The sequence below is a fragment of the Streptomyces sp. NPDC039430 genome (assembly GCF_055639435.1).
On the sequence record NZ_JBVKAK010000003.1, the window covers coordinates 515,861 to 538,630 of the forward strand.

18 protein-coding genes are annotated in these 22,770 nt (G+C 72.1%); 11 read left to right on the forward strand and 7 right to left on the reverse strand.

Going from position 1 to position 22,770, the window contains the following annotated elements; translation table 11 throughout:
- Positions 1-21 precede the first annotated feature (21 nt).
- From ACZ7LS_RS11425 to ACZ7LS_RS11465, 9 genes are all read left to right on the forward strand, one after another.
- Positions 22-477 carry an SRPBCC family protein gene (locus ACZ7LS_RS11425; RefSeq protein ID WP_382522914.1) on the forward strand — a complete coding sequence of 152 codons (456 nt, stop codon included), beginning with the start codon at positions 22-24 and terminating at the stop codon, positions 475-477.
- Between the two features lie 336 nt (positions 478-813).
- Positions 814-3,327 (forward strand): MFS transporter, encoded by a 2,514-nt coding sequence (locus ACZ7LS_RS11430; protein ID WP_382873510.1) that lies wholly within the window; start codon positions 814-816, stop codon positions 3,325-3,327.
- A gap of 135 nt (positions 3,328-3,462) precedes the next feature.
- Positions 3,463-6,033, forward strand: coding sequence for an ATP-binding SpoIIE family protein phosphatase (locus tag ACZ7LS_RS11435; protein WP_385129376.1), 2,571 nt, complete (start codon positions 3,463-3,465; stop codon positions 6,031-6,033).
- Positions 6,034-6,084: 51 nt separating this feature from the next.
- Complete coding sequence (locus tag ACZ7LS_RS11440; protein WP_385129378.1) at positions 6,085-6,804, forward strand: class I SAM-dependent methyltransferase; 720 nt, start codon at positions 6,085-6,087, stop codon at positions 6,802-6,804.
- Between the two features lie 239 nt (positions 6,805-7,043).
- A complete protein-coding gene (locus ACZ7LS_RS11445; protein WP_385129380.1) occupies positions 7,044-9,101 on the forward strand; it encodes a GTP-binding protein in 2,058 nt (685 codons plus the stop codon).
- Between the two features lie 64 nt (positions 9,102-9,165).
- On the forward strand, positions 9,166-9,999 hold the full coding sequence (locus ACZ7LS_RS11450; RefSeq protein WP_382522899.1) for a M55 family metallopeptidase: 834 nt from the start codon (positions 9,166-9,168) through the stop codon (positions 9,997-9,999).
- A 1-nt stretch (position 10,000) separates the two neighbouring features.
- Positions 10,001-11,341, forward strand: coding sequence for a M20/M25/M40 family metallo-hydrolase (locus ACZ7LS_RS11455; RefSeq protein WP_382522896.1), 1,341 nt, complete (start codon positions 10,001-10,003; stop codon positions 11,339-11,341).
- A gap of 11 nt (positions 11,342-11,352) precedes the next feature.
- Positions 11,353-13,377 (forward strand): S9 family peptidase, encoded by a 2,025-nt coding sequence (locus ACZ7LS_RS11460; RefSeq protein WP_382522893.1) that lies wholly within the window; start codon positions 11,353-11,355, stop codon positions 13,375-13,377.
- Positions 13,374-14,306, forward strand: coding sequence for a S66 peptidase family protein (locus ACZ7LS_RS11465; protein ID WP_382522890.1), 933 nt, complete (start codon positions 13,374-13,376; stop codon positions 14,304-14,306). Before ACZ7LS_RS11460 ends, ACZ7LS_RS11465 begins: the two co-directional genes overlap by 4 nt.
- Positions 14,307-14,361: 55 nt before the next feature.
- Here the strand turns inward: ACZ7LS_RS11465 and ACZ7LS_RS11470 are convergent, their stop codons facing one another.
- A complete protein-coding gene (locus ACZ7LS_RS11470) occupies positions 14,362-16,194 on the reverse strand; it encodes an acyl-CoA dehydrogenase family protein (protein ID WP_382523308.1) in 1,833 nt (610 codons plus the stop codon).
- 142 nt (positions 16,195-16,336) lie between these two features.
- On the opposite strand from ACZ7LS_RS11470, the gene ACZ7LS_RS11475 reads away from it, so the two are divergent.
- Positions 16,337-16,921, forward strand: a complete 585-nt coding sequence (locus ACZ7LS_RS11475) for a GNAT family N-acetyltransferase (protein WP_382522887.1) — start codon at positions 16,337-16,339, stop codon at positions 16,919-16,921.
- Position 16,922: 1 nt separating this feature from the next.
- Here ACZ7LS_RS11475 and ACZ7LS_RS11480 read toward each other — a convergent pair whose 3' ends face one another.
- Positions 16,923-17,267 carry a DUF6204 family protein gene (locus tag ACZ7LS_RS11480; RefSeq protein ID WP_382522885.1) on the reverse strand — a complete coding sequence of 115 codons (345 nt, stop codon included), beginning with the start codon at positions 17,265-17,267 and terminating at the stop codon, positions 16,923-16,925.
- A 78-nt stretch (positions 17,268-17,345) separates the two neighbouring features.
- On the opposite strand from ACZ7LS_RS11480, the gene ACZ7LS_RS11485 reads away from it, so the two are divergent.
- The gene (locus tag ACZ7LS_RS11485) at positions 17,346-18,272 is read left to right on the forward strand and encodes an arginase family protein (protein ID WP_385129384.1); all 927 of its coding nucleotides are present in this window, start codon (positions 17,346-17,348) and stop codon (positions 18,270-18,272) included.
- Here ACZ7LS_RS11485 and ACZ7LS_RS11490 read toward each other — a convergent pair whose 3' ends face one another.
- The 5 genes from ACZ7LS_RS11490 to ACZ7LS_RS11510 form a co-directional block, all read right to left on the reverse strand.
- A complete protein-coding gene (locus ACZ7LS_RS11490) occupies positions 18,273-18,635 on the reverse strand; it encodes a VOC family protein (RefSeq protein WP_382522881.1) in 363 nt (120 codons plus the stop codon).
- Positions 18,636-18,738: 103 nt separating this feature from the next.
- Positions 18,739-19,548, reverse strand: coding sequence for a methyltransferase domain-containing protein (locus ACZ7LS_RS11495; protein ID WP_382522880.1), 810 nt, complete (start codon positions 19,546-19,548; stop codon positions 18,739-18,741).
- Between the two features lie 139 nt (positions 19,549-19,687).
- Positions 19,688-20,512 (reverse strand): VOC family protein, encoded by an 825-nt coding sequence (locus ACZ7LS_RS11500; RefSeq protein WP_382522879.1) that lies wholly within the window; start codon positions 20,510-20,512, stop codon positions 19,688-19,690.
- Between the two features lie 27 nt (positions 20,513-20,539).
- Positions 20,540-21,079, reverse strand: coding sequence for a GNAT family N-acetyltransferase (locus ACZ7LS_RS11505; RefSeq protein WP_382522877.1), 540 nt, complete (start codon positions 21,077-21,079; stop codon positions 20,540-20,542).
- Positions 21,080-21,206: 127 nt separating this feature from the next.
- Positions 21,207-22,724 (reverse strand): bifunctional phosphatase PAP2/diacylglycerol kinase family protein, encoded by a 1,518-nt coding sequence (locus ACZ7LS_RS11510; RefSeq protein WP_382522874.1) that lies wholly within the window; start codon positions 22,722-22,724, stop codon positions 21,207-21,209.
- Positions 22,725-22,770: the final 46 nt, after the last annotated feature.

Sequence of the window (22,770 nt, forward strand, 5' to 3'; positions counted from 1 at the left end):
AACGAGTGCTGGAGGAAAGCCATGGCGCAGGTCGAGGCCACGACGGAGCGAATCATCGCGGCGGACCCGGAGACGGTGTTCGACACTCTGGCCGACTACGAGAACACCCGCGCGAAGCTTCTGCCCGGACACTTCAGCGAGTACGAGGTGCGGGAGGGCGGCGACGGCGAGGGCACCCTCGTCCACTGGAGGCTCCAGGCCACCAGCAAGCGCGTCCGCGACTGTCTGCTGGAGGTGACCGAGCCCAGCGACGGCCGGCTCGTGGAGAAGGACCGCAACTCCTCCATGGTCACCACCTGGACCGTCACCCCGGCCGGTGAGGGCAGCTCGAAGGCCGTCGTCACCACCGTCTGGGACGGCGCGGGCGGCATCGGCGGCTTCTTCGAGCGGACCTTCGCCCCCAAGGGCCTGAACCGCATCTACGACGAGGTGCTCGGGCGTCTCGCCAAGGAGACCGAGAAGGGCAGCACGGACTGACACCTGTCCGTCGGACAGGGACCGGCCGAGTGCCCCTGACCCCGGGCCGCCTCCGGGCTGTCCCCGGGCCGCTTTCTGGCCGCCTTCGGGCGGTGTGAGGGCGCCGCCCGGCAGATAGGTGCCGGGGTCACCGTTTCGAGTGGTTTTCCCCGCGGCGCCGTAGCGTGCCCCCGCACGACGCGTCGCGGGAAAGCTCCTGATGAGCGCCTCGACGTCAGCTCAACTGGTCAACCCGCCCCCGTCACAACCCCGTTCAGGGGAGAGCGGCCCGCTTGCTCCTGCTTGGCGCGCAATGCGAACAATGGCGCCGCGCAGGTGTGACGAGGGGAGCAGTACGTGGGCGGGACCACTCTGGTGAAGGACGTCGGGAACGGCCCCGGGTCAGGCGCCGGCGGCGTCGGGAACAACGGGGCCGACGGCGTCGGGAACGGCGGCGACGAGGCCGCGCGGGCCGCGTCACCGCTCGTACCCGCCGCGGGCGATCGTCCGCCGCCCCCGCCCGCCGGCGGCGCGGCCCCCGCCGAACCCCTCAGCCCCCGCCGGGTGCGGCTGGTCTTCGTCGGGCTGATGCTCGCCCTGCTGCTGTCCGCGCTGGAACAGATGATCGTGGCCACCGCGCTGCCGAAGATCGTCGGTGAACTCCAGGGCCTGGACCGGATGTCATGGGCGATCACCGCGTATCTGCTCACCGCCACGGTCGGACTGCCGATCTACGGCAAGCTCGGCGACCTCTTCGGCCGCAAGGGCGTCTTCCAGTTCGCCATCGTCGTCTTCGTCATCGGCTCCGCGCTGGCCGGCTGGTCGCGCACCATGAACGAACTCATCGCCTTCCGCGCCATCCAGGGCATCGGCGCGGGCGGGCTCATGATCGGCGTCCAGGCGATCATCGCGGACATCGTGCCGCCCCGGCAGCGCGGACGCTTCATGGGGCTGATCGGCGCGGCCTTCGGTCTCGCGTCCGTGGCCGGCCCGCTGCTCGGCGGATTCTTCACCGACCATGTCTCCTGGCGCTGGTGCTTCTACATCAATGTGCCCTTCGGCCTGATTACGCTCGCCGTCGTCGCCGTCGTGCTCAAGCTGCCCAAACCGGTGGTCCGCGCCCGGCTCGACGTCCTGGGCGCGCTGCTGCTCACCGCCTCGTCCATCTGCCTGATGCTGCTGACCAGTTGGGGCGGTACGGAGTACGCCTGGGGCTCCCGCGTCATCCTGGGACTGACCGCGGCGGCCGTCGGAACAGCCGTGCTCTTCCTGGCCGTCGAGCACTTCGCCGCCGAACCGCTCATCCCGCTGCGGCTGTTCCGCGACTCCGTCTTCAATGTCACCAGCCTGATCGGGGCGGTGGTCGGCGTGGCGCTGTTCGGCGCCGCCAGCTATCTGCCGACCTATCTCCAGATGGTCGAAGGGGCCAGCGCCACCGAGTCCGGTCTGCAGATGCTGCCCATGATGGGCGGCGTCGTCCTCGCCTCCATCGTCTCCGGCCATCTGATCAGCCGCACCGGCCGCTACAAGATCTATCCGGTGCTCGGCGGGGTCCTCTCGGTGGCCGGGATGCTGCTGCTGTCCAGGCTGGACGCCGACACGTCCCCGCTGGAGTGCGGTATCGCGCAGGGCGCCCTCGGGCTCGGGACGGGGATGGTGATGCCCGTACTGATCATCGCCGTGCAGAACGCCGTACCCTCCGCCGACCTCGGCACCGCCACCAGCGCCCACAACTACTTCCGGCAGATCGGCGGCAGTGTGGGCGCCGCCGTCTTCGGCACGCTCTTCGCCAACCGGCTCGCCGACGCCCTCGCCGACCGCGTCCCCGCGGCCGCCGGCCTCCCCGACATCGAGTCCGTCACCCCGCAGGCGGTCCACGCGCTGCCGCCCGCGCTGCGCGAGGGCTATGTCCAGGCGTACGCGGACGCCATGCCGCGGGTCTTTCTCTATCTCGTGCCGGTGCTCGTCCTCGGCCTGTTGATCGCCTTCTTCCTCAAGGAGAAACCACTGGTGTCCCAGAACGTCTCGGCCGCCGAGTCCGGCACCGTCCCCGCCGCGCGCAGCGCGTCCGGCCTCGGCGCCCCCGCCGCGCACGCACCCGCCCCGTACATCTCGGGCGTCGCGGTCTGCGGCACCGTGCAGCACTACGACGGTTCCACCGTGCCCCGCGCCGCCCTCACCCTCATCGACGTCCACGGCAAGCAGATCGGGCGCGGCGCGAGCGGCGAGGACGGGCGGTACGCGCTGAGCGTGCCCGGCTCCGGTTCGTACGTGATGATCGCGGCGGCCGGCGGGCACCAGCCCCAGGCCGTCACGGTCACCGTCGGCGAACGCCCCGTCGAACTGGACGTGGTTCTCGGCGGCGCCGGGCGGCTCGCCGGGGCCGTGCTCACCGCGGACGGCACGCCGGTGCGTGACGCCGCCGTGACCCTCACGGATGTACGGGGCGAGGTGGTGGCGAGCACCCGCAGCGGACGCGAGGGCGCGTATGTCATCTCCGAGCTGGTGGCGGGCGAATACACGCTGGCCGCGAGCGCCCCCGCCTTCCGGCCCGCCGCGCTGCCGGTCAGCGTGCAGGCGTCCCGGGAGACCCGGCAGGACATCGAGCTGGCCGGCGGGGCGGTACTGCGCGGCACCGTACGCGCCGGGGGCGGCCGTCCCGTCGAGGACGCGCGGGTCACCCTGCTCGACGCGGCGGGCAATGTCGTGGACACCCTCACCACCGGCGCGGACGGCACCTTCCGGTTCGTGGATCTCTCGTCGGGTGAGTACACGGTGATCGCCGCGGGCTATCCGCCGGTCGCCACGGTGCTCCAGGTGGCGGGCGGCGGTCGCACCGAGCGCGATCTCCAGCTCGGCCACGAAGACTGACTGAATTTCAGTCAACAGGGGGTTGTGCGCGGGCGCACTACTGATTAGTTCATTGCCCGGCGCAACCCCCGCGCAGGGCCGTACCGTGGAGGGCGGAGCCGCGGATCCTGGCGGCAGGGAAGGAGCCTCCCACCCATGGACAGTGGTGTTCCGCCGGGAGCGTCGCGGCAGCGGCCCGCCGCGGCCGGCCGGATTCCGCTCGCCGTGGTCGTCGTGGACGGGGACGGTCTGGTCTCGCACTGGTCGACCGGCGCACGGAGACTTTTCGGCCATGCGAAGGACGAGGCGGTGGGGCAGCCGGCCACCGATCTGATGCCGGTCGCCGGTGCCCTCGCCGCGGAGGAACGCGGCGTGGCGCACGGCCCGTACGACACGGACCCCGACCTGGACACCGCTCTCGACACCGGTATCGAGGGCGGACCGGAGCTGCACAGCCGCGGCTCCTATCCGACCGCGGGGTACGCGACGCTCTCCGAGCGGGGACGTGACCGGCTCGACGTGGTGTGGTGGGTGTATCCGCTCGTCGGCCCGGGACCCGGGCGCCATCTCGTACTCGCCGCGGACGCCGCCCAGTTCAGGCGTGACGGTGCCGACGGCCCGGACGGCGCGGAGAGCAGGGCGGGCGCGGACGGCCGGGCCGGTGACCGGCGGATCTCCCCGGCCTTCGCCCTGCACACCGAGTTCCCCGGCGCCGAGGCGCTGGCCCGGCGGCTGCCGGACATCCTGCCGAACATGAGTCCTGCCGACTCCGGTCGCATCGTCGCGCAGGTCCTCGAACTCGGTTACCCGGTCCTGGAGTTCAGCTACCACGAGCGAGTGCCCGTCACCCCCGACTGGGGTGTGCCGAAGCGGCCCGCGGGCCGGGGCGGGCTGCCGGAGCCGCTGGACGGGGGCGGGGACGGGGAATCCCGGCGGGCCGCGCCGCGTCCCGAGCTGGACCTCGAATACGCGGCGGTACGCGAGCGGCTGGAGTTCCTGAACGAGGTCAGCGGCCGGATCGGCTCGTCCCTCGACCTGGCCCGCACCATCCGCGAGGTCACCAGCGCGGCGGTGCCCCGCTTCACCGACTTCGCGGGTACGCATCTGCGGGCCGCCGTACTCGCCGGGGAAGGGTTCCCGGACGGACCGCCCGACGCGACCACCGTCTGGCACCGGGTCTGGGTCGAGCACAACGACGAACCGGGCCGCTGGGACGACACCGTGCCCATCGGCGAGGCCATCGCCTTCCCCGAACACACCCCGTTCTTCCAGTGCATGAGCACCGGCGAGCCGGTGCTCATCCCGCGCCTCAGCGAGGAGGCGGGCGACCGGATCTCGGGTGAGTTCGAGAAGCGCGATCTGCGGCCCCTCATCAACCACCGTTCGATGCTCCTCGTCCCGCTGAAGGCGCGTGACGTGGTGCTCGGCTTCATGGTGCTGATGCGGCGGCCCGACCGGCAGCCGTTCGACGACATGGACCGTACGACCGGCGCGGAACTCGCCGCGCGCGCCGGGCTCGTACTCGACAACGCCCGGATGTACACGTACCAGGAGAATGTCGCCGACACCCTCCAGGACAGCATGCTGCCGCGGGTCCCGCCGCACATGGCGGGATGCGACATCGCGACCCGCTATCTGCCGGGCGCCCGGCTCGGCAGGATCGGCGGCGACTGGTTCGACGCCGTCAAACTGCCCGGCTCGCGCACCGCGCTGGTCGTCGGCGACGTGATGGGGCACGGGCTCAACTCGGCCGCGATGATGGGCCAGTTGCGTACCGCCGTCCGGACCATGGCGGCCCTGGAGCTGCCGCCCGCCCAACTCCTCCGCAATCTCGACGACCTGGCGCAGCGGCTCGGCGAACTGTATCTGGCGACCTGTCTGTACGCGGTGTACGACCCGATCAGGTCGGAGCTCCAGATCGCCAACGCCGGGCACATCCCGCCGGTGCTCGTCCGCGCCGAGGACGGCGAGGCCGAGATCCTCGATCTGCCGACCGGCGCTCCCATAGGAGTGGGCGGAGTGGCCTTCGAGACCGCGACGGTGAAGGTGGGGCCCGGCGACCGGCTGGTGCTCTGCACCGACGGTCTCGTCGAAGTGCGCGGGGCGGACGTCGGGGACGGTCTGGCCGCGCTCTGCGCCTCCGCGGCGCACCCCGCCGCCTCGATGGACGACGCCTGCGACACCATCATCCGCGCGCTCAATACCCAGGAGGGGCGCAAGGACGACGTGGCGCTCCTGATGGCCAGGCTGAACGGCATCCCGGACAGGGACGTCGCGGAGTTCCACCTCGCCCCGGACCCGCGCGAGGTGGCCAGGGCCAGACGGCTGGTGCGCGGGCAGCTGCTCCGCTGGGAGCTGCCGGCGGCGGTGGAGACGGCCCAGCTGATGGTCAGCGAACTGGTCACCAACGCCGTGAAGCACGCACGGTCGCGGCGGGTCGGGCTGCGTCTTGTCCGTACGGACGCGCTGCTGTGCGAGGTCCTCGACGACGAACCGGCCCCCGCCGCGCTGCTGGACGCGGGCCGGGACGACGAGTTCGGGCGCGGACTGCGCGTGGTGAGCACCCTGGCCAGGGAGTGGGGCACCAGCAGCTCGGCCCGCGGCAAGACGGTCTGGTTCGAACAGGCCCTGCTTCGTACGCAGTCCGGCGCGGAACATACAGGCGCGGTTCAACGGCGGGTGAAGGAAGCGTCCTTCCTCTTGCCCTCCGACCTGCGCGGACGGTAGTCCGGTCCTCTACCGCTCGCCTTCGGCGGGCCGGAACAGGGGAGGCCGTACATGGACGTGTCGCAGCGTTACCGCGAGGCTTGGGAAGGATTCTGGGCGGCGACCTCCGACGCGCCCGGCGAGGCGATCTGGGACTCGGACCCGTCGTTCACCTCCGTACCGGACAGCGCACTGCTGCTGCCGTACGCCGACACCACCCTGCCCGTGGTGGACCTCGGCTGCGGCAACGGCACCCAGACCCGCTATCTGGCCACCCGCTTCGCACGGGCCATCGGGGTGGATCTGTCCCACGCGGCGATCGCGCACGCGCTGCGCGCCGACACCGGGAAGGCCGCGGAGTTCGAGCAGCTCGATCTGGTCGACCATGACGCGGTGCGCGCGCTGCGGGAGCGTACGGGCGACACCAATGTCTATATGCGCGCGGTCATCCACCAGAGCGAGCCCCAGGACCGGCCGGCGGTGGCGGCGGCGGTCGCGGAGCTGCTGGGGGAGCGCGGCCGGGCGTTCGTCGCCGAGCTGACCACCGCCTCCAAGGCCGTGCTCCAGCAGGCCGCGGCGGGGCCGGGCGGCCCGCCGGTGAAGCTGCGGCGGGTCTTCGACCACGGGCTCAAGCCGGCCGGTGCCGGGGACGAGGAAGTGCCCGAGCTGCTGCGCGCGGCGGGGCTGCGGATCCTGGCGGACGGGGGCACCGCGCTGGTGCAGACGGAACGGCTGCCGGACGGCACCCGGATCGACCTGCCGGCCCGGTGGTACATCCTCGCCCGCGAGTGAACCGCACCGGCCCCTGGGCCCCGGTCCCGCCGGGTCGCCCGACGCCCGTCACCGGCCCCCGGGCCCGCCGGGTCACGCGCATCACCGAGTCCCCGGTCCGCCCCGGAAATGAGTTGCCGCCCCGGGCGGCTTCTGTTGTACTCCCCGCGACAGCCCATTGATCAAGGAGAAGATTATGCGTGGAGCGTCAATGCCCATCCAGAAGGTCACCACCGCCTATCTAGAGGACATGACGCTCCATGAGTACGTTGAACCTGGGAATTCTGGCGCATGTCGACGCCGGTAAGACAAGTCTGACCGAGCGGCTGCTCTACACCGCCGGTGTCATCGACGAGATCGGACGTGTCGATGACGGCAGCACCCAGACGGATTCCCTGACGCTGGAACGACAGCGCGGCATCACCATCAAATCCGCGGTCGTCTCCTTTGTCGTCGGCCACACCACGGTCAATCTGATCGATACCCCCGGCCACCCGGATTTCATCGCCGAAGTGGAACGGGTCCTCGGCGTGCTCGACGGCGCCGTGCTGGTCGTCTCCGCGGTCGAGGGCGTTCAGGCGCAGACCAGGGTGCTCATGCGGACGCTGCGGCGGCTGCGCATTCCCACCCTGATCTTCGTCAACAAGATCGACCGCACCGGGGCGCGATACGAAGAGGTGCTGCGGGCCATGTCCGAGAAGCTCTCCCCGTCGGTGATCGCGATGGGGGCGGCCACCGGCCTGGGCACACGCGCCGCGCTGTCCGTGCCGTACGGCGCCGGCGACGCCGCGTTCACCTCCGGCCTCGCCGAACTGCTCGCCGACCACGACGACGCGCTGCTGGCCGCGTACGTGGACGACCCGGCGGCGCTCCCGTACCACCGGCTCCGCGAAGAGCTGGCCGGCCAGACCGGACGGGCGGTCGTCCACCCGGTCTACTTCGGCTCGGCGATCACCGGCGCGGGCGTGGACGCGCTCATCACCGGCATCAGGGAACTGCTGCCCAGGGCCGGTGGCGATCCCGAAGGGCCCGTCTCCGGCACGGTCTTCAAGATGGAACGGGGGCCCGCCGGGGAGAAGATCGCATACGTACGGATGTTCTCGGGCACGGTAAGGACGCGGGACCTGCTGCGATACCACCGCGATACGCGGACCGACACGCAGAGCGATACGGCGGGCCGCGCTGGGGGCGATCCGGTGAACGAGGCACGGGGCAAGGAGGACAAGGTCACCGCGATCAGCGTGTTCGACCGCGGGTCCGCCGTCCGGCGCGCGTCGGTCTGTGCCGGGCGGATCGCGAAACTCTGGGGCCTCGACGGCATCCGTATCGGCGACGAGATCGGAATTCCGCCCGCCGCTCCCGCGGAGCGCCGGTTCTTCTCCCCGCCGACTCTCGAAACGGTCGTCGTTCCCCGCTGTGCCGCCGACAAGGGCGCGATGTACGCCGCGCTCACCCAACTCGCCGAACAGGACCCGCTGATCAATCTGCGGCAGGACCGGATCCGGCGGGAAATCTCCGTCTCGCTCTACGGCGAGGTGCAGAAAGAGGTCATCCAGGCGACGCTGCTGGACGAATTCGGGGTCGACGTCACCTTCCGCGAGACCACGACGATCTGTGTGGAACGGCCCGCCGGCAGCGGAGCGGCCGTCGAGATCATGGGAAAGGACCCCAATCCCTTTCTCGCGACCGTCGGGCTGCGCGTCGATCCCGCACCCGCCGGCGCGGGCGTGGAATTCCGGCTGGAGGTCGAGCTGGGGTCGATGCCGTACGCGTTCATGAAAGCCGTGGAGGACACCGTGAACGAGTCGCTGCGGCAGGGGATCCACGGCTGGCAGGTCACCGACTGCGTGGTCACCATGACGCACTCCGGCTACGCACCCCGGCAGAGCCACTCGCACGGCGTCTTCGACAAGAGTATGTCGAGCACCGGCGGCGACTTCCGCCATCTCACCCCGCTGGTGCTGATGAGCGCGCTGGAGCGGGCGGGCACCACGGTGTACGAGCCGATGCACCGCTTCCGGCTCGACCTCCCGGCGGACGCGCTCGGCGCCGTACTGCCCGTCCTGGGGCGCCTGCGCGCCGTCCCGCGCACCTCGTCGGCGAACGGCCACGCGTATCTGCTGGAAGGGGAGATTCCGGCGGCCCGGGTCCATGAACTGGAACAGCGGCTGCCTACGCTGACCAGTGGCGAAGGTGTGCTGGAAGCGTCCTTCGACCACTATGAGGCGGTACGCGACACGATTCCGGCCCGGCCCAGAACGGACCACAATCCGCTCAACCGCAAGGAGTATCTGCTGCATGTCGTGCGACGGGTGTAACGTCCCGCCGACGCCCCTGCCGATGCCGACGAACCCCCTCCCCCCCCTGGAGAACGGAGCACCTGTGAAGATCCTCATCAGCGCCGACATGGAGGGTGCCACGGGGGTGACCTGGCCGGCCGACGTCCTGCCCGGCACGCCCCAGTGGGAACGCTGCCGCTCCCTGTTCACCTCCGATGTCAACGCCGCCGTGCTCGGCTTCCTCGACGGCGGGGCCGATGAGGTGCTGATCAACGAGGCGCACTGGAGCATGCGCAATCTGCTGCTGGAACGGCTCGACGAGCGTGCCGAAATGCTGACCGGCCGCCACAAGTCGCTGTCCATGGTCGAGGGCGTCCAGCACGGTGACGTCGACGGCATCGCCTTCGTCGGCTACCACACCGGCGCCGGTACGGAAGGGGTGCTCGCGCACACCTACCTCGCCAACTCCCTCACCGGCGTATGGCTGAACGGCACCCGGGCCAGCGAGGGGCTGCTGAACGCGCGTGTGGTCGCGGAGTACGGCGTTCCGGTGGTGCTGGTCACCGGCGACGACCTGACCTGCGTGGACGCGGAGGGCTATGCGCCGGACGCGCGCAAGGTCGCCGTCAAGGACCATGTCTCGCGGTACGCGGCGGTCTGCCGGACCCCGGCCCGTACCGCCGCCGACATCCGCGCCGCCGCCAAGGAGGCCACGGCCCTCGCCGGACGGTACGAACCCGTCGCGGGCGGCCCGTTCACCGTGGAAATGGAGTTCGACGCCGCCCATCTCTCCGACGTCGCCACGGTCGTACCGGGCGTGGCACCCAGCGGGGAGCGCCGGGCCGCCTACACCAGCGGGACGATGTATGAGGCCATTCGTACCTTCAAAGCGGTCACGACGATCGTTTCGGCCGCTGTGGAGGAGCAGTATGGCTGACATGACACCCAGCGACACGAGTGGAGGCCCCGACGCGGCCGCGCTCGACGAGGTGGTCGCGTTCACCTCGGACCTCATCCGTATCGACACCACCAACCGGGGGAGCGGGGACTGCCGCGAGCGGCCGGCGGCCGAATACGTCGCGCAGCGGCTCGCTGACGCGGGGATCGAACCCACGCTGCTGGAGCGGACCCCCGGGCGCACCAATGTGGTGGCCAGGATCGAGGGCACCGACCCCTCGGCCGACGCGCTCCTCGTCCACGGCCATCTGGACGTGGTGCCCGCCGAGCCCGCCGACTGGACCGTGCACCCCTTCTCCGGCGAGGTCGGCGACGGCGTGGTGTGGGGCCGCGGCGCGGTCGACATGAAGAACATGGACGCGATGGTGCTGTCGGTCGTCCGCGCCTGGGCCAGGGACGGGATCCGGCCACGCCGGGACATCGTGCTCGCCTACACCGCCGACGAGGAGGCCAGCGCCGAAGACGGCTCAGGATTCCTCGCCGACCGGCACCCGGAGCTGTTCGAGGGGTGCACGGAAGGCATCAGCGAGTCCGGGGCCTTCACCTTCCACGCCGGGCCCGGCATGGCGCTCTACCCGATCGCCGCCGGGGAGCGCGGCACCGGCTGGCTGAAGCTCACCGCCCACGGCACGGCGGGGCACGGCTCCAAGGTGAACCGCGCCAACGCGGTCAGCAGGCTCGCCGCCGCCATCGCCAGGATCGGCAGCCACCCCTGGCCGGTCCGGCTCACCCCGACCGTACGGGCCGCACTCGCCGAACTCGCCGCGCTCTACGACATCGACACCGATGTCGACGCCGAGCACTTCGACACGGAAGGACTGCTCGGCAAGCTCGGCCCGGCCGCCGCGCTGGTCGAGCCGACCATAAGGAACAGCGCCAACCCGACCGTCCTGGAGGCCGGTTACAAGGTCAATGTCATCCCGGGCCAGGCCACCGCCTATGTCGACGGGCGCACGGTGCCCGGCGGCGAGGAGGAGTTCCGCACCACCCTGGACCAGCTCACAGGACCGGATGTGGAGTGGGAGTTCCACCACCGGGAGGTGGCCCTCCAGGCGCCCGTCGACTCGCCGACGTTCGCCAAGCTGCGCGCCGCCGTCGAGCGCTTCGACCCGGCCGGGCATGTCGTCCCGTACTGCATGTCGGGCGGTACGGACGCCAAGCAGTTCTCCCGGCTCGGCATCACCGGCTACGGCTTCTCGCCGCTCAAGCTGCCCCCCGGCTTCGACTACCAGGCGCTCTTCCACGGCGTGGACGAGCGGGTGCCCGTCTCGGCGCTGCACTTCGGCGTCCGTGTCCTCGACCACTATCTGAAGTCCGCTTAGGAGCGTGGCTCATGCTGTCCATGGGGGCCTACGGAACGTGGGCGTCACCGATCGACGCCGCGCTGGCCGCCTCGCACGACGGGCGTCCCGAGTATGTGGGCGCGGTCGGCGACGAGGTGTGGTGGACGGAGCCGCGTCCCGCCGAGGCGGGCCGGCGCGCGCTCGTACGGCGGCGGGCGGACGGCCGCGAGGAGTCGCCGCTGCCGGCCCCGTGGAACGTCCGCAGCCGGGTCATCGAGTACGGCGGGGTGCCCTGGGCCGGTGCCACCCGCCCCGAGGGCGGCCCGCTCATCGTCTTCGTCCACTTCCCCGACCAGCGGCTGTACGCGTACGAGCCGGACGGCGGCGGTGCGCCCCGGCCGCTCACCCCGGTGTCCGCGACCGGCGGGGGACTGCGCTGGGCCGATCCGCGGCTCCTTCTCGGCCGCGATGAGGTCTGGTGCGTGCTGGAGGAGTTCACCGGCGAGGCGCCCACCGACGTACGGCGGGTGATCGCGGCCGTCCCGCTCGACGGCTCGGCCGCCGAGGACCGTACGGCCGTACGCGAACTCTCCGACGACCGGCACCGGTTCGTCACCGGGCCCCGGCTCTCGCCCGACGGGCGCCGGGCCGCCTGGATCGCCTGGGACCACCCGCGGATGCCCTGGGACGGCACGGTCGTGATGCTCGGCGACGTGGCCGGGAGCGGCCCGTTCACCGGCGTCAGGGCCCTCGTCGGGGGCACCGGCGAGTCGGTCCCGCAGGCCGACTGGGCCCCGGACGGCTCACTGCTCTTCGTCTCCGACAGCGGCGGCTGGTGGGAGATCCGGCGCATCCGCCCGGAGGATCTGGACCAGGCCATAGGCCCGGACAGGGCCCCGGGCGTCATCCGGAGCGCCGGCCTCTGCCCCGGCCGCGGCGAGGAGTTCGGCGGACCGCTCTGGAAGATCGGCCTCCAGTGGTTCCACCCCATGGACAACGGACTGATCGCCGTCATCCATGGCAAGGGCTCCACCGCGCTCGGCGTACTCGACCCGGCGACCGGGGAAGTGGTGGACGCCGCCGGACCCTGGACCGAATGGGCCGCCACCCTCGCCGTCCAGGGCGACCGCGTGACCGGCGTCGCGGCCAGCCCGCGCAGCGCGTACGAGATCGTGGAGCTGGACACCGGCACCGGACACGCCCGGGTGATCGGCGCGGCGCACCGCGACCCCGTGGACCCCGCCTACTACCCCGAGCCCCGGATCCGTACCTTCACCGGGCCCGACCACCGCGAGATCCACGCCCATATCTATCCGCCGCACAGCCCCGATCACAGCGCGCCCCACGACGAACTACCGCCGTATGTGGTGTGGGCCCATGGCGGTCCCACCAGCCATGCCCCGCTCGTGCTCGATCTGGAGATCGCCTACTTCACCTCGCGCGGCATCGGTGTCGCGGAGGTCAACTACGGCGGCTCCACCGGCTACGGCCGGGCCTACCGCGAGCGGCTGCGCGAACAGTGGGGCGTGGTCGATGTGGAGGACTGCGCGGCCGTCGCCTCCGCGCTCGCCGCCGAGGGCACCGCCGATCCGGCCAGACTCGCCGTACGCGGTGGCAGCGCGGGCGGCTGGACCACCGCCGCCTCCCTCACCTCCACCGACGTCTACGCCTGCGGCACCATCAGCTATCCGATCCTCGATCTGCTGGGCTGGGCCACCGACGAGACCCATGACTTCGAGTCCCAGTACCTCGAATCGCTGATCGGCCCGCTCGCCGAGGTCCCCGGGCGCTACCGGGACCGCTCGCCCCTGAACCACGCCGACCGGGTCAGCGCGCCGTTCCTGCTGCTGCAGGGGCTCGACGACGTGATCTGTCCGCCCGCGCAGTGCGAACGGTTCCTGGAGCGGATGGCCGGCAGCGGCGTACCGCACGCGTATCTCGCCTTCGAGGGCGAGGGCCACGGCTTCCGCAGGGCCGGCACGCTGGTCCGCGCGCTGGAGGCCGAACTGTCCCTCTACGCGCAGACCTTCGGCATCGACCGCACCGACATCCCCCGGCTGGAGTTCCGCGGATGACGCTCACCCCACTGACCCGGCCCGCGCGACTTCGGCCCGGGGCCCGCGTCGCCGTCGTGGCGCCCAGCGGCCCCGTGCCCGCCGAGCGGCTCGAAGCCGGTCTGGACATCCTGCGCGGCTGGGACCTCGATCCCGTCGTCGCGCCCCATGTCCTGGACGCCCATCCCCGGCTCGGCTATCTCGCGGGAACGGACGAGGGCCGCGCCCGCGACCTCCAGGACGCCTGGTGCGACCCGGCCGTCTCGGCGGTGCTCTGCGCCCGGGGCGGCTACGGCGCGCAGCGCATGGCCGACCTGCTCGACTGGACCGCGATGCGGGCGGCGGGCCCCAAGGTCTTCGTCGGCTACAGCGACATCACCGCGCTGCACGAGGCGTTCGCCCGGCGCCTCGGACTGGTCACCCTGCACGGTCCGATGACCGCCGCGATGACCTTCCTCAAGGACCCCGGGACACAGGAGTCGCTGCGCGCCACGCTCTTCGAGCCCGAGTCGGTGCGCACCCTCGGCCAGGGCACCGCGCGGGGGCTGGTGCCGGGGCGGGCCGCCGGTGTCACGTTCGGCGGCTGCGTCAGCCTGCTCGCCGCCGAGCTCGGCACCCCGTACGCGCGCCCCTCGGCGGCGGGAGGGCTGCTGCTGATCGAGGACGTCGGCGAGGAGCCGTACCGTCTCGACCGTATCCTCACCCAGCTGCTGCGCTCCGGCCGGCTGGACGGCGTCACGGGGATCGGCCTCGGCTCCTGGGCGGAGTGCGGGCCGCCCGAGGACGTCAGGGCGCTGCTGCTGGACCGGCTCGGCGGGCTGGGCGTACCGGTCGTGGAGGAACTGGGCTTCGGCCACGGCGAGTCGAACCTGACCGTGCCGCTGGGCGTGTCCGCCGTACTGGACGCGCGGAGCGCCACCCTCACCCTGGATCTGCCCGCCCTCGTCTGACCCGGGAGGGCCGGCCGGTCCTGGGTGAGGGCGGCGGCGCTCGTACGTACCCGTCTCAGTCCCTGTGGCCCTCCGGACCGCGGCCCATGGCCTCGGGATGGCTGATGGGGTGGTCGAGGAGGATCTCGTCGGCGATGGCGAAACCACGCGTGAGCGCCGGGGCGTGGGGAGCCAGCGCGACGACGGCGTCCTCCGCCGCGTCGGGGAGCCCCCTCACCTGGTCGGCGGTCAGCCGTCCTTCGGCGAGGAGGTCCCCGCTGTGGGCGGCGATACGGCGCAGCGCGAAGAGCCGGTGCAGCGTGTGCAGGAGCTGCCGTGCCCCGGGCTCCGCGGTCTCGTCGGCTGCGGTCAGCAGGGCCTCTGCGGCCCGGCGGTGGGCGTACGCGTCGACCAGTTCGAGGGCGGGTGTGACCGTCGCGTTCCACCGGTTGAGCGGGTTACCGGCCTTGCCCGCGCGCAGCCGGGTCCTGGCCCGCTGGTGCCAGACGCTCTCGATGTCCGCCAGGAGGTCCTGGAGGAAGGCCGGATCGGTGAGATCGCGGTCCCCGGGCGCGACGGCGCTCGGCCGCTTCGGGGTGAAGTGTCCGAGAAGCATCTCCCCGGCCGCCTTCACCCAGATGACAAGGTTGTCACCTTCCGCGGTGATGGTGCCCTCATTGGCCGTCAGCTGGGCGGCGATGCCGTTGGCGAGGAACAGCCCCTGGGCGCCGCACCGTTCGCGGCACTCCGTCATGACGGCGCGGGCCCGCCAGGTGATCCAGCCCTTGGCGACGGCCGCCAGACGCTCGCCGTCCTCACGCTCCGCCTCCGTCGCCTCGGTCCACTGCCGCACGGCGGTGCGGTGCAGCAGGGTCGCGGCGTAGGTGGTGGCGAGGGCGTCGAGCAGCGGGGTGTGATGGCTGCGATGGGCGAACAGCGGCACGTTTCCCCCGGCGGTGACGCCCGAGGTGTGCCGGGTGTGGGCGTGGCGTACGGCGACCGCCAGGGCGTGCCGGGTGACCCCGAGGCTGTAGGCGCTCATACAGAGCTTGCCGGCGGTGACCCGGCCTATGGAGTGCAGGAAACGCTTGCGGGGACTGCCGATCGCGCTGGTGAAGACGCCGTCGGGGGTGAGCCGTCCATGGCCGGACTGGAGAAGCGCCTCGTGGGGCAGCCGGACGTGCTCGAAGGAGGTGACGCAGTGGTCCACCGGGCTGGTGGCCGTCTGCGGCAGCCTGCGTATCTCCACCCCCGGCAGCGGGCCTCCCGTGTCGTCGCTGAGCGGGGTGAGGAACAGGAAGACGCCCCGGTCCTTGCCGTCCGTGATCAGCCGGGCCGCCACCACCGCGGTCTTGGGGCCGCCGGTGGAGCTGGTGTTGGGCATGAACTTGCCCGCGGCCGGTGACGGCGTGTGCAGGACGAAGCCGCCGGTCGCCGGGTCGAACGTGGCGGTCGTCTCCAACTGGGAGGCGCTGTTGCCGTGTCCGGCCTCGGTGCACAGAAACGTACCCGTACGGCGCAGTTCTGTGAAGGCGCGCAGATCACGTTTCCCGCCCGCTCTGTGATCCAGCAGGCTGCCGAGGAAGAGGTTGTAGTGGATGCTCGCGACTGTCGTTAATCCCGGGTCCACCGGCCCGGCCCACTCGTGGAGCGCGCTGAGGCGCTCCACGTCGGCGACGAGGTCCTCGGGGCTGTCGAGTACGTCATTGACCAGCCGCAGCCGCTCGTAGGACAGCGCGGCACGCTCCTGCGGTGTCAGCCCCTCGCGAAAGCGGAACGGCCCGGTACTGAAGAGCTTCCGCCAGGGCTGGTGGACCTCTTCGAACCGTTCGCCGAAGAGGACCCTGGTCAGCGCCGCGGTGGCCGGGGAGTCCTGGACAGAGGGAAGCGTGGAAGGGGAAGTCACCATAGTCACAGGGCGGAACGCTAACCCAACGAACAGTCACGTCCAGTGTGATGATCAACACCCCGCCCGGGGCGCCGGGAACGTTTGACGGAATCGGTTCCGCGCCACCATGGTCTGCCCGATCAAGATCACGTAGGGTGGCGCGATGCCCGACCCTCCCGAACGGCTCGCCGAAGGCTCCCGCACGTTCCTCCGCGCCTACCGCCCCGATGACGCCGACGAGTTCACGGCGCGGGTCCGCGAGAGCCGGGATCTGCACAGGCCCTGGCTGTTCCCGCCCGCCGACGCGGAGGCGTACGCCGCCTACGCCGGCCGGTTCCTGGCGGATCCCGCCAGGGAGGGCTGTCTCGTCTGCGACCGCGAGGACGGCGGGATCGCGGGCTTCGTCAATATCAGCAACATCGTCCACGGCGCCTTCCGGTGCGGCGCCATCGGTTACGCGGCCTTCGCGCACGCCGCGGGCCGGGGTCTGCTGACCGAGGGGCTCGGGCTCGTCGTACGGCACGCGTTCGGCCCGCTGGGGCTGCACCGGCTGGAGGCGAATGTGCAGCCCGCGAACACCGCGTCCCTCGCGCTCGTCCGGCGCGTGGGCTTCCGGCTGGAGGGCTACTCGCCGGACTTCCTCCATATCGACGGCGCGTGGCGCGACCACGAACGCTGGGCGATCACCGCGGAGATGGCGGACCGGGACGGCCGGGCCGACGGTACGGTCCCGCCCTCCCGGCACTGACTCAACCGACTCGGCGGCCCTTGCGGTTGATCTTCATGGTGTCCATGTCGGTCACCGTGGAACGCAGCTCGCGATGGCCGCGGCCGAGGGCCTTCAGCGCCGTCTCCGCGCGGTCCTCGGCGAGCGCGCCCGCCATCTCCTCGCCGTCCGCCGCGTCGGACACCACCACGAAGCGGTAGCTGAAGTGCTTCAGCGCCGCGTCATAGGTGAGCGAGCCCTCGGGGGTGAACCGCATCTGTGCCAGACCGTGCTGGTCGACGTCCGCGAGCAGCCGGGCGCGGTCGTCGTCCGTCAGCCCGTCCCATGTGCCGCGCACGATCACCCGGTAGGTGTGCTGAGTGGTCATTCCGCTGCCCGCCCTCATCGTTCTCGCCGTCCGTGAATCCGTTTGAGGAACAACCCTACGGCGGTGAGGATGGTTCGCATGCGGAATATCGTGGTGATCGACGCGCCCTCCAACCTGGGGCTCAGGCCCCCGGCCCCCGGTGTCGTGCCGGGGTGCTACAAACTCGCCGGCGCCCTGCGCGAACAGCGGATCGTCCAGCGGCTCGGCGCGTTCGAGGGCGGGGTCGTCGTCCCGCCGCGCTACGACCGCGGCGACTGGAAAGAGGGCGACGGGGTCTTCAACGCGGCGGCGATCGCCGCGTACACGCCCCGGCTCGCCGACCGGATCGAACACCATGTCAGGGCCGGGGACTTCCCGCTCGTGCTGGGCGGCGACTGCTCCATCCAGCTCGGCGCCTCGCTCGCGCTGCGCCGCATGGGACGGTACGGACTGGCCGCCATCGACGGCTCGGCCGACTTCCGGCACACGGGCAACTCCGACAGCGTCGGCGCGGCCGGCGGCGAGGAACTGGCCATCGGCACCGGCCGGGGCCAGCGGGATCTGAGCGACCTGGAGGGACTGCGGCCGTATCTGCGGGACGAGGACGTACGGCTCTTCGGGATCCGGGACTACGACGAGGACCGCGAGGAGCTCGCCCGGCTGAGGATCCCCACCGTGACGGTCGGTGAGCTGCGCGAATGGGGCGCGGCGGAGCTGGCGGGAGCCGTCCTCCAGACGCTGGAGGCGCCGGTCACCGACGGCTTCTGGGTCCATCTGGACGCGGATGTGCTCGATCCGGAGGTGATGCCCGCGGTCGACAGCCCCGACGCGGGCGGCCTGCTGCCGGACGAACTCGCCGTACTGCTGCGGACCTTGGTGCGCTCCGAGCGCTGCGTCGGGCTCAACGTGACCATCTACGACCCGGACCTCGACCCGGACGGGACGGCCGGGGCGCTGCTCGCCGATCTGGTGGTGGGGGCCTTCACCGACGAAGGGCCCCCGGCCGCCGGCCGACCGGCCCGGTGATCAGTCCGGCGCCTGGACGGCGTTGCGGTCGACGTACTCGAAGACCGAACCGTCGGGGTGCAGGGCGATCACATTGCGCCCCACCGGCGTCGGCACCGGGCCCGCGACGATATGCGCCCCGACGCCGGTGAGGACGGTGATCGCCTCGTCGACGTCCTTGACGGCGATCGTCGCCGTGACCTTGCGCAGGACATCGATTTCCGACGCGGGGCCGCTCATGAGGAGGAAGCAGCCGACGGCGGCGACGGAGACCCCACCGCGCTCGAAGCGGAGCGCGGGGCTTCCGGTGAGGCGTTCGTAGAACACCACCGAGGTCTCCAGGTCGTCGACGCAGATGCGCAACGTGGTTCCCAGGATTTCCATGCCCACCAGGTTAGTTGGCCACGCGGGGACGTGTGATCGATTCGGGCGGCCGGGACCGGGCCGGGTACGCGCCGGTGCGCGTGCCGGCCTGTACGGGCCCCCTTCATACCCGGCAGAGGATCTCCCCGTGCGGGACCATGAACCACCCGTCCTCGGCGCCGCCCCACTCCCGCCACGCCCCGGCGATCTCGTCCAGCCGCTCCGGTGTCGTATGGCCGCCGCCGACCGCCAGACCCGCGTAGCCCGACGCGGTCGTACGGTCCGCCCACAGGCCGCTCCACCAGGCCCGCTCGTCGGGCGTGGCGAAGCACCAGGTGGTGGCGGTCGGGGTGATGTCGGTGAAGCCGGCCCGCCGCGCCCAGGACAGCAGCCGCCGGCCGGCGTCCGGCTCCCCGCCGTTGGCGCGCGCCACCCGGCGGTACAGCTCCTGCCAGCCGTCCAGCGCCGGTACGCCGGGGAACCAGGTGAACGAGCCGTAGTCCGCGTCACGCGCCGCCACGACCCCGCCGGGCCGGCACACCCGGCGCAGCTCGCTCAGGGCCTGTACCGGATCGCCCACATGCTGGAGGACCTGATGCGCGTGCACGACGTCGAAGGAGTCGTCGGGGAAGTCCAGTGCGTGGACATCGGCGACCGCGAAGCGGACGTTGTCCGCACCGGCGGCCGCCGCCGCCTCCCGCGCCTTGTCCAGGACGTCCTCGGCGGCGTCGACGGCCGTGACCGTGCCCGGCGCGACGAGCGCGGCCAGGCCGGCGGTGATGGTCCCGGGGCCGCAGCCGACATCCAGCAGGTCCTGGCCCGGCCGCAGTTCGGCGAGGAGGTACGCGGCGGAGTTGGCGGCGGTGCGCCGGCGGTGCGAACGCAGCACCGACTCGTGGTGCCCGTGGGTGTAGACCGCGGTCTCCTTCGGCATGGCGGGACTCCCTCTCGCGACGTGGCCGGCTCGTGTCGTGACCCGGCTCGTGACGTGGTGCGGCCACGGTACGCCGCCATGTCGCATGATGAGACCTGCGTCTTGCCATCTGGACGCGCGTGTGTCGCGAGGATCGGGATCAGGTCCGCGGGGGCCCGGCGACCGACTCCACCGGCCGCACCGCCAGTCCCTCGATCACCGTCGTCGGCGGGTCGCCCCCGGAGAGCAGCAGGGCGGTGATCGCGTCGGCGGGTCCCTCGGTGAAGTGCACCTGGCCGAACGGCAGCGGCACGACCGTGGGCGACGCCCCGGGCGGGATGCCGAGCAGCTCGCCCAGCCAGCGGGCCGAGGCGCGCGGATCGGGGGTCTCGACGAGGATCCCGGCGAGGTCGTGCGGGCCCCGGTTGACCCGGCCCGCGCTGTACTTGGCCAGGATCGTCTGCCGGTCGGGCTCGTAGGTGACGAAGAACGGCGCCCAGGGCGGGCCGTCCGTCAGTATCGCCTCGCGGAACGAGACGGGGGAGCCCTCGCGGGCGAAGGTCAGCAGCTCCACTCCGTGCCCGCGTGCGCGCAGCCGCTCCGCCGTGGCACCCGCGTCGGTGACATGGACGCAGAAGACGAGCGCGCCGCCGCCCCGCGCGACGAGTTCGTCGGCCCGTGGCTGCCAGCCCCTCATGGCCCTGCCGTACGGCGAGTCGAGGAAGACGAGGCGGTTGACGATGCTCGACAGCTCGATGTACCGGCTGTCCAGCCGCCACGCGCCATTGCGGTACCCCAGATACTCCGGGTTGGCGTGGGCGGGCAGTCCGGCCCGGGTGTAGCCGCGTACGGCGGACTCGACGTCCGGTACGCAGTGCACCAGATGGTCGAACTCCGGTCGCTCGACGTCCGGTTGGGCGCGACCGGGCGGCTCGGCGACTGACTGTCCGAACTCCGGCGATTCCGTGGCGGGTTGTACGCTCAAGATGCCTCCCAGGTTGGTTAGGCGAGCCTAACCTTTCCATTGCTCCCGGGTGAGCTGATAGGCCACATCGCCCAGTTCCGATCCCTCGATCGTCTCGGGCCACTCCTCGAAGAACGTACGGACATACGTCAGCCCCGCCTTCTCCAGTACGCGCCGCGAAGCCGCGTTGACCGTCATGGTCTGCGCGGTCACCCGCTCCGTGCCGAGACCGGTGAACGCCGCGCGCACCAAGGCGCGGGCCCCTTCGGTGGCGTACCCCCGGCCCCAGGCCGCGCGGCGCAGCCGGTACCCCAGCTCGACGACCCGCCAGTCCGGTTCGCTCGCCGGCGCCAGACAGAACCAGCCCAGCCACGCACCCGTGGCGCTCTCCTCGGCGGCCCAGAAGCCCCGCCCGAGCAGCCGCGGCAGCGTCTCGGTCCGTACCGTCTCACGCGAGACCGGCCGGCCGCCGTCGATGAACCGCCGCACGCCGGGGTCGTTGTCGAGGGCGACCACGCGGTCGAGGTCGTCCTCGGTGAGGGAGCGCAGGCGCAGCCGCGGGGTCTCCAGGAAGCAGCGGGTGTCCATGGCGTGATCCTCGGCCGCGCGGTCCCCGTCCGTCCACCGGGATTCCGGGACACGGCCCGCGGCGGCGCCAGGTCGTCGCCGCGACCGGCGCCCGCTCCGGCGCCGGTCCCGGCGCTCGGAGGCGCCGTCAGAGCAGCGCCTTCGGCCGGTAGACCGTCAGCGCCTCCTCCGCCTTGTCCAGGATCAGCTCCCGGGGGGCCTCGGCCACTTCACCGTCGAACGCGAGCGGCGTCCCCGGCGCGATCCGGGCGATCCGTACCCGTCGCATCCGCTCCGCCGCGTGCACGGGCGAACGGCTCAGCGGGCCGGCGAGCGCGGCGGCGATCAGCCGCGGCCCCGGGGCCCGGCCGCCGTGCACGATCCGTACGTCCAGCAGGCCGTCGGCCAGATCGAGCCGGTGGCCCGGGGTCGGCCCCATCGGCTGGTAGATGCCGTTCCCCGCGAACAGCAGCCACAGCGCCCGGTGCCTCCCCTCGAACTCGGCCTCCAGCGGGTGTCCGCCGCGCAGCACTTTCAGCGCCGCCAGGATCCCGGCGGGCCAGCCGCCGATGCGCGGCGCCCAGTGCTCACGCACCCGTACCAGCTCCGGATAGACGCCCAGGCTGAAGGTGTTGAGGAAGTGCCCCGTCGCCGCGCCGTCCGGCCCCGGGGTGAAGCGCCCCAGGTCGACCCGTACGGCGTCACCGGCCGTCAGCGCCCGGCAGGTGTCCTGGACGGTCTCGATGCCCAGGTCGTAGGCGAAGTGGTTGAGGGTGCCGCCGGGGAAGACGGCCAGCGGCACACCGTGCCGCACGGCGGTCGACGCGGCCCGGTTGACCGTACCGTCGCCGCCGAGGACACCGAGGGCCACACAGCGGTCCGCCGCCTTCGCCAGCTCGGTCTCCACCTCCTCCGGCGCGCACTCCACGACCTCCGCGGCCGGCAGCGCGTCCCGTACCAGCGTGGCGGTGTCCGAGGAGCCGGAGGCCAGGTTGACCACGACCACCAGCCCACGGCCGTCGGGCAGTACGGGGGCCTCGGCGTACGGCCGTCCCGGCGAGGGCAGTTGGGAACGGGTCGGTACGATCCCGCGTACCGCGTAGGCGGCACCCACCCCCAGCGCGGCGCCCGCCAGGACGTCGCTCGGATAGTGCACCCCCGTATAGACCCGGGAGAGGGCCACGGCGGCGGCGACCGGCGCCACGACGGCGCCCCAGCCCTTCGACTCCAGCGCGACCCCGGTCGCGAAGGCGGCGGCCGAGGCCGCGTGCCCGGACGGGAAGGACGTCGTGAACGGCTGGTGCTTCAGCCGCCGTATCACCGGTACGGCGTCCAGCAGGGGGCGCTGCCTGCGCACCGCCCGCTTGCCCACGGTGTTGATGGCGGCCGAGGCGAGCCCCAGTGACACCGCGCCCCGCAGGGCGGCCCGGCGCGAGCGCGCCCCGCGCCCCAGGACGGCGATGCCCGCGGCGGCGCCGAACCAGAGCAGTCCGTGGTTGGCGGACCGGCTCAGCCGGGGCAGTACGGGCCCCGCGCCCGGCCAGTGCCGGTCGGCGACGGAGCGGAAGGCCCGCTCGTCCCAGCTGTCGAGCAGTGCCGTGATCCGGGCGCGGGCGCCCGGGGCCGGCTGACCGTGAGGAACGGAGGTGGCAGTGGTGTCTGGCATGGAACGCGGGTACCCCGAGAGCGGTCACCCCAAGCAGACCGTCCGG

Coding starts and splice junctions, on each gene's coding strand:
- ACZ7LS_RS11425 (WP_382522914.1), top strand. CDS start 22: ATGGCGCAGGTCGAGGCCACGACGGAGCGAATCATCGCGGCGGACCCG.
- ACZ7LS_RS11435 (WP_385129376.1), top strand. CDS start 3,463: ATGGACAGTGGTGTTCCGCCGGGAGCGTCGCGGCAGCGGCCCGCCGCG.
- ACZ7LS_RS11440 (WP_385129378.1), top strand. CDS start 6,085: ATGGACGTGTCGCAGCGTTACCGCGAGGCTTGGGAAGGATTCTGGGCG.
- ACZ7LS_RS11445 (WP_385129380.1), top strand. CDS start 7,044: ATGAGTACGTTGAACCTGGGAATTCTGGCGCATGTCGACGCCGGTAAG.
- ACZ7LS_RS11455 (WP_382522896.1), top strand. CDS start 10,001: ATGACACCCAGCGACACGAGTGGAGGCCCCGACGCGGCCGCGCTCGAC.
- ACZ7LS_RS11460 (WP_382522893.1), top strand. CDS start 11,353: ATGCTGTCCATGGGGGCCTACGGAACGTGGGCGTCACCGATCGACGCC.
- ACZ7LS_RS11465 (WP_382522890.1), top strand. CDS start 13,374: ATGACGCTCACCCCACTGACCCGGCCCGCGCGACTTCGGCCCGGGGCC.
- ACZ7LS_RS11470 (WP_382523308.1), bottom strand. CDS start 16,194: ATGGTGACTTCCCCTTCCACGCTTCCCTCTGTCCAGGACTCCCCGGCC.
- ACZ7LS_RS11475 (WP_382522887.1), top strand. CDS start 16,337: ATGCCCGACCCTCCCGAACGGCTCGCCGAAGGCTCCCGCACGTTCCTC.
- ACZ7LS_RS11480 (WP_382522885.1), bottom strand. CDS start 17,267: ATGACCACTCAGCACACCTACCGGGTGATCGTGCGCGGCACATGGGAC.
- ACZ7LS_RS11485 (WP_385129384.1), top strand. CDS start 17,346: ATGCGGAATATCGTGGTGATCGACGCGCCCTCCAACCTGGGGCTCAGG.
- ACZ7LS_RS11490 (WP_382522881.1), bottom strand. CDS start 18,635: ATGGAAATCCTGGGAACCACGTTGCGCATCTGCGTCGACGACCTGGAG.
- ACZ7LS_RS11495 (WP_382522880.1), bottom strand. CDS start 19,548: ATGCCGAAGGAGACCGCGGTCTACACCCACGGGCACCACGAGTCGGTG.
- ACZ7LS_RS11505 (WP_382522877.1), bottom strand. CDS start 21,079: ATGGACACCCGCTGCTTCCTGGAGACCCCGCGGCTGCGCCTGCGCTCC.
- ACZ7LS_RS11510 (WP_382522874.1), bottom strand. CDS start 22,724: ATGCCAGACACCACTGCCACCTCCGTTCCTCACGGTCAGCCGGCCCCG.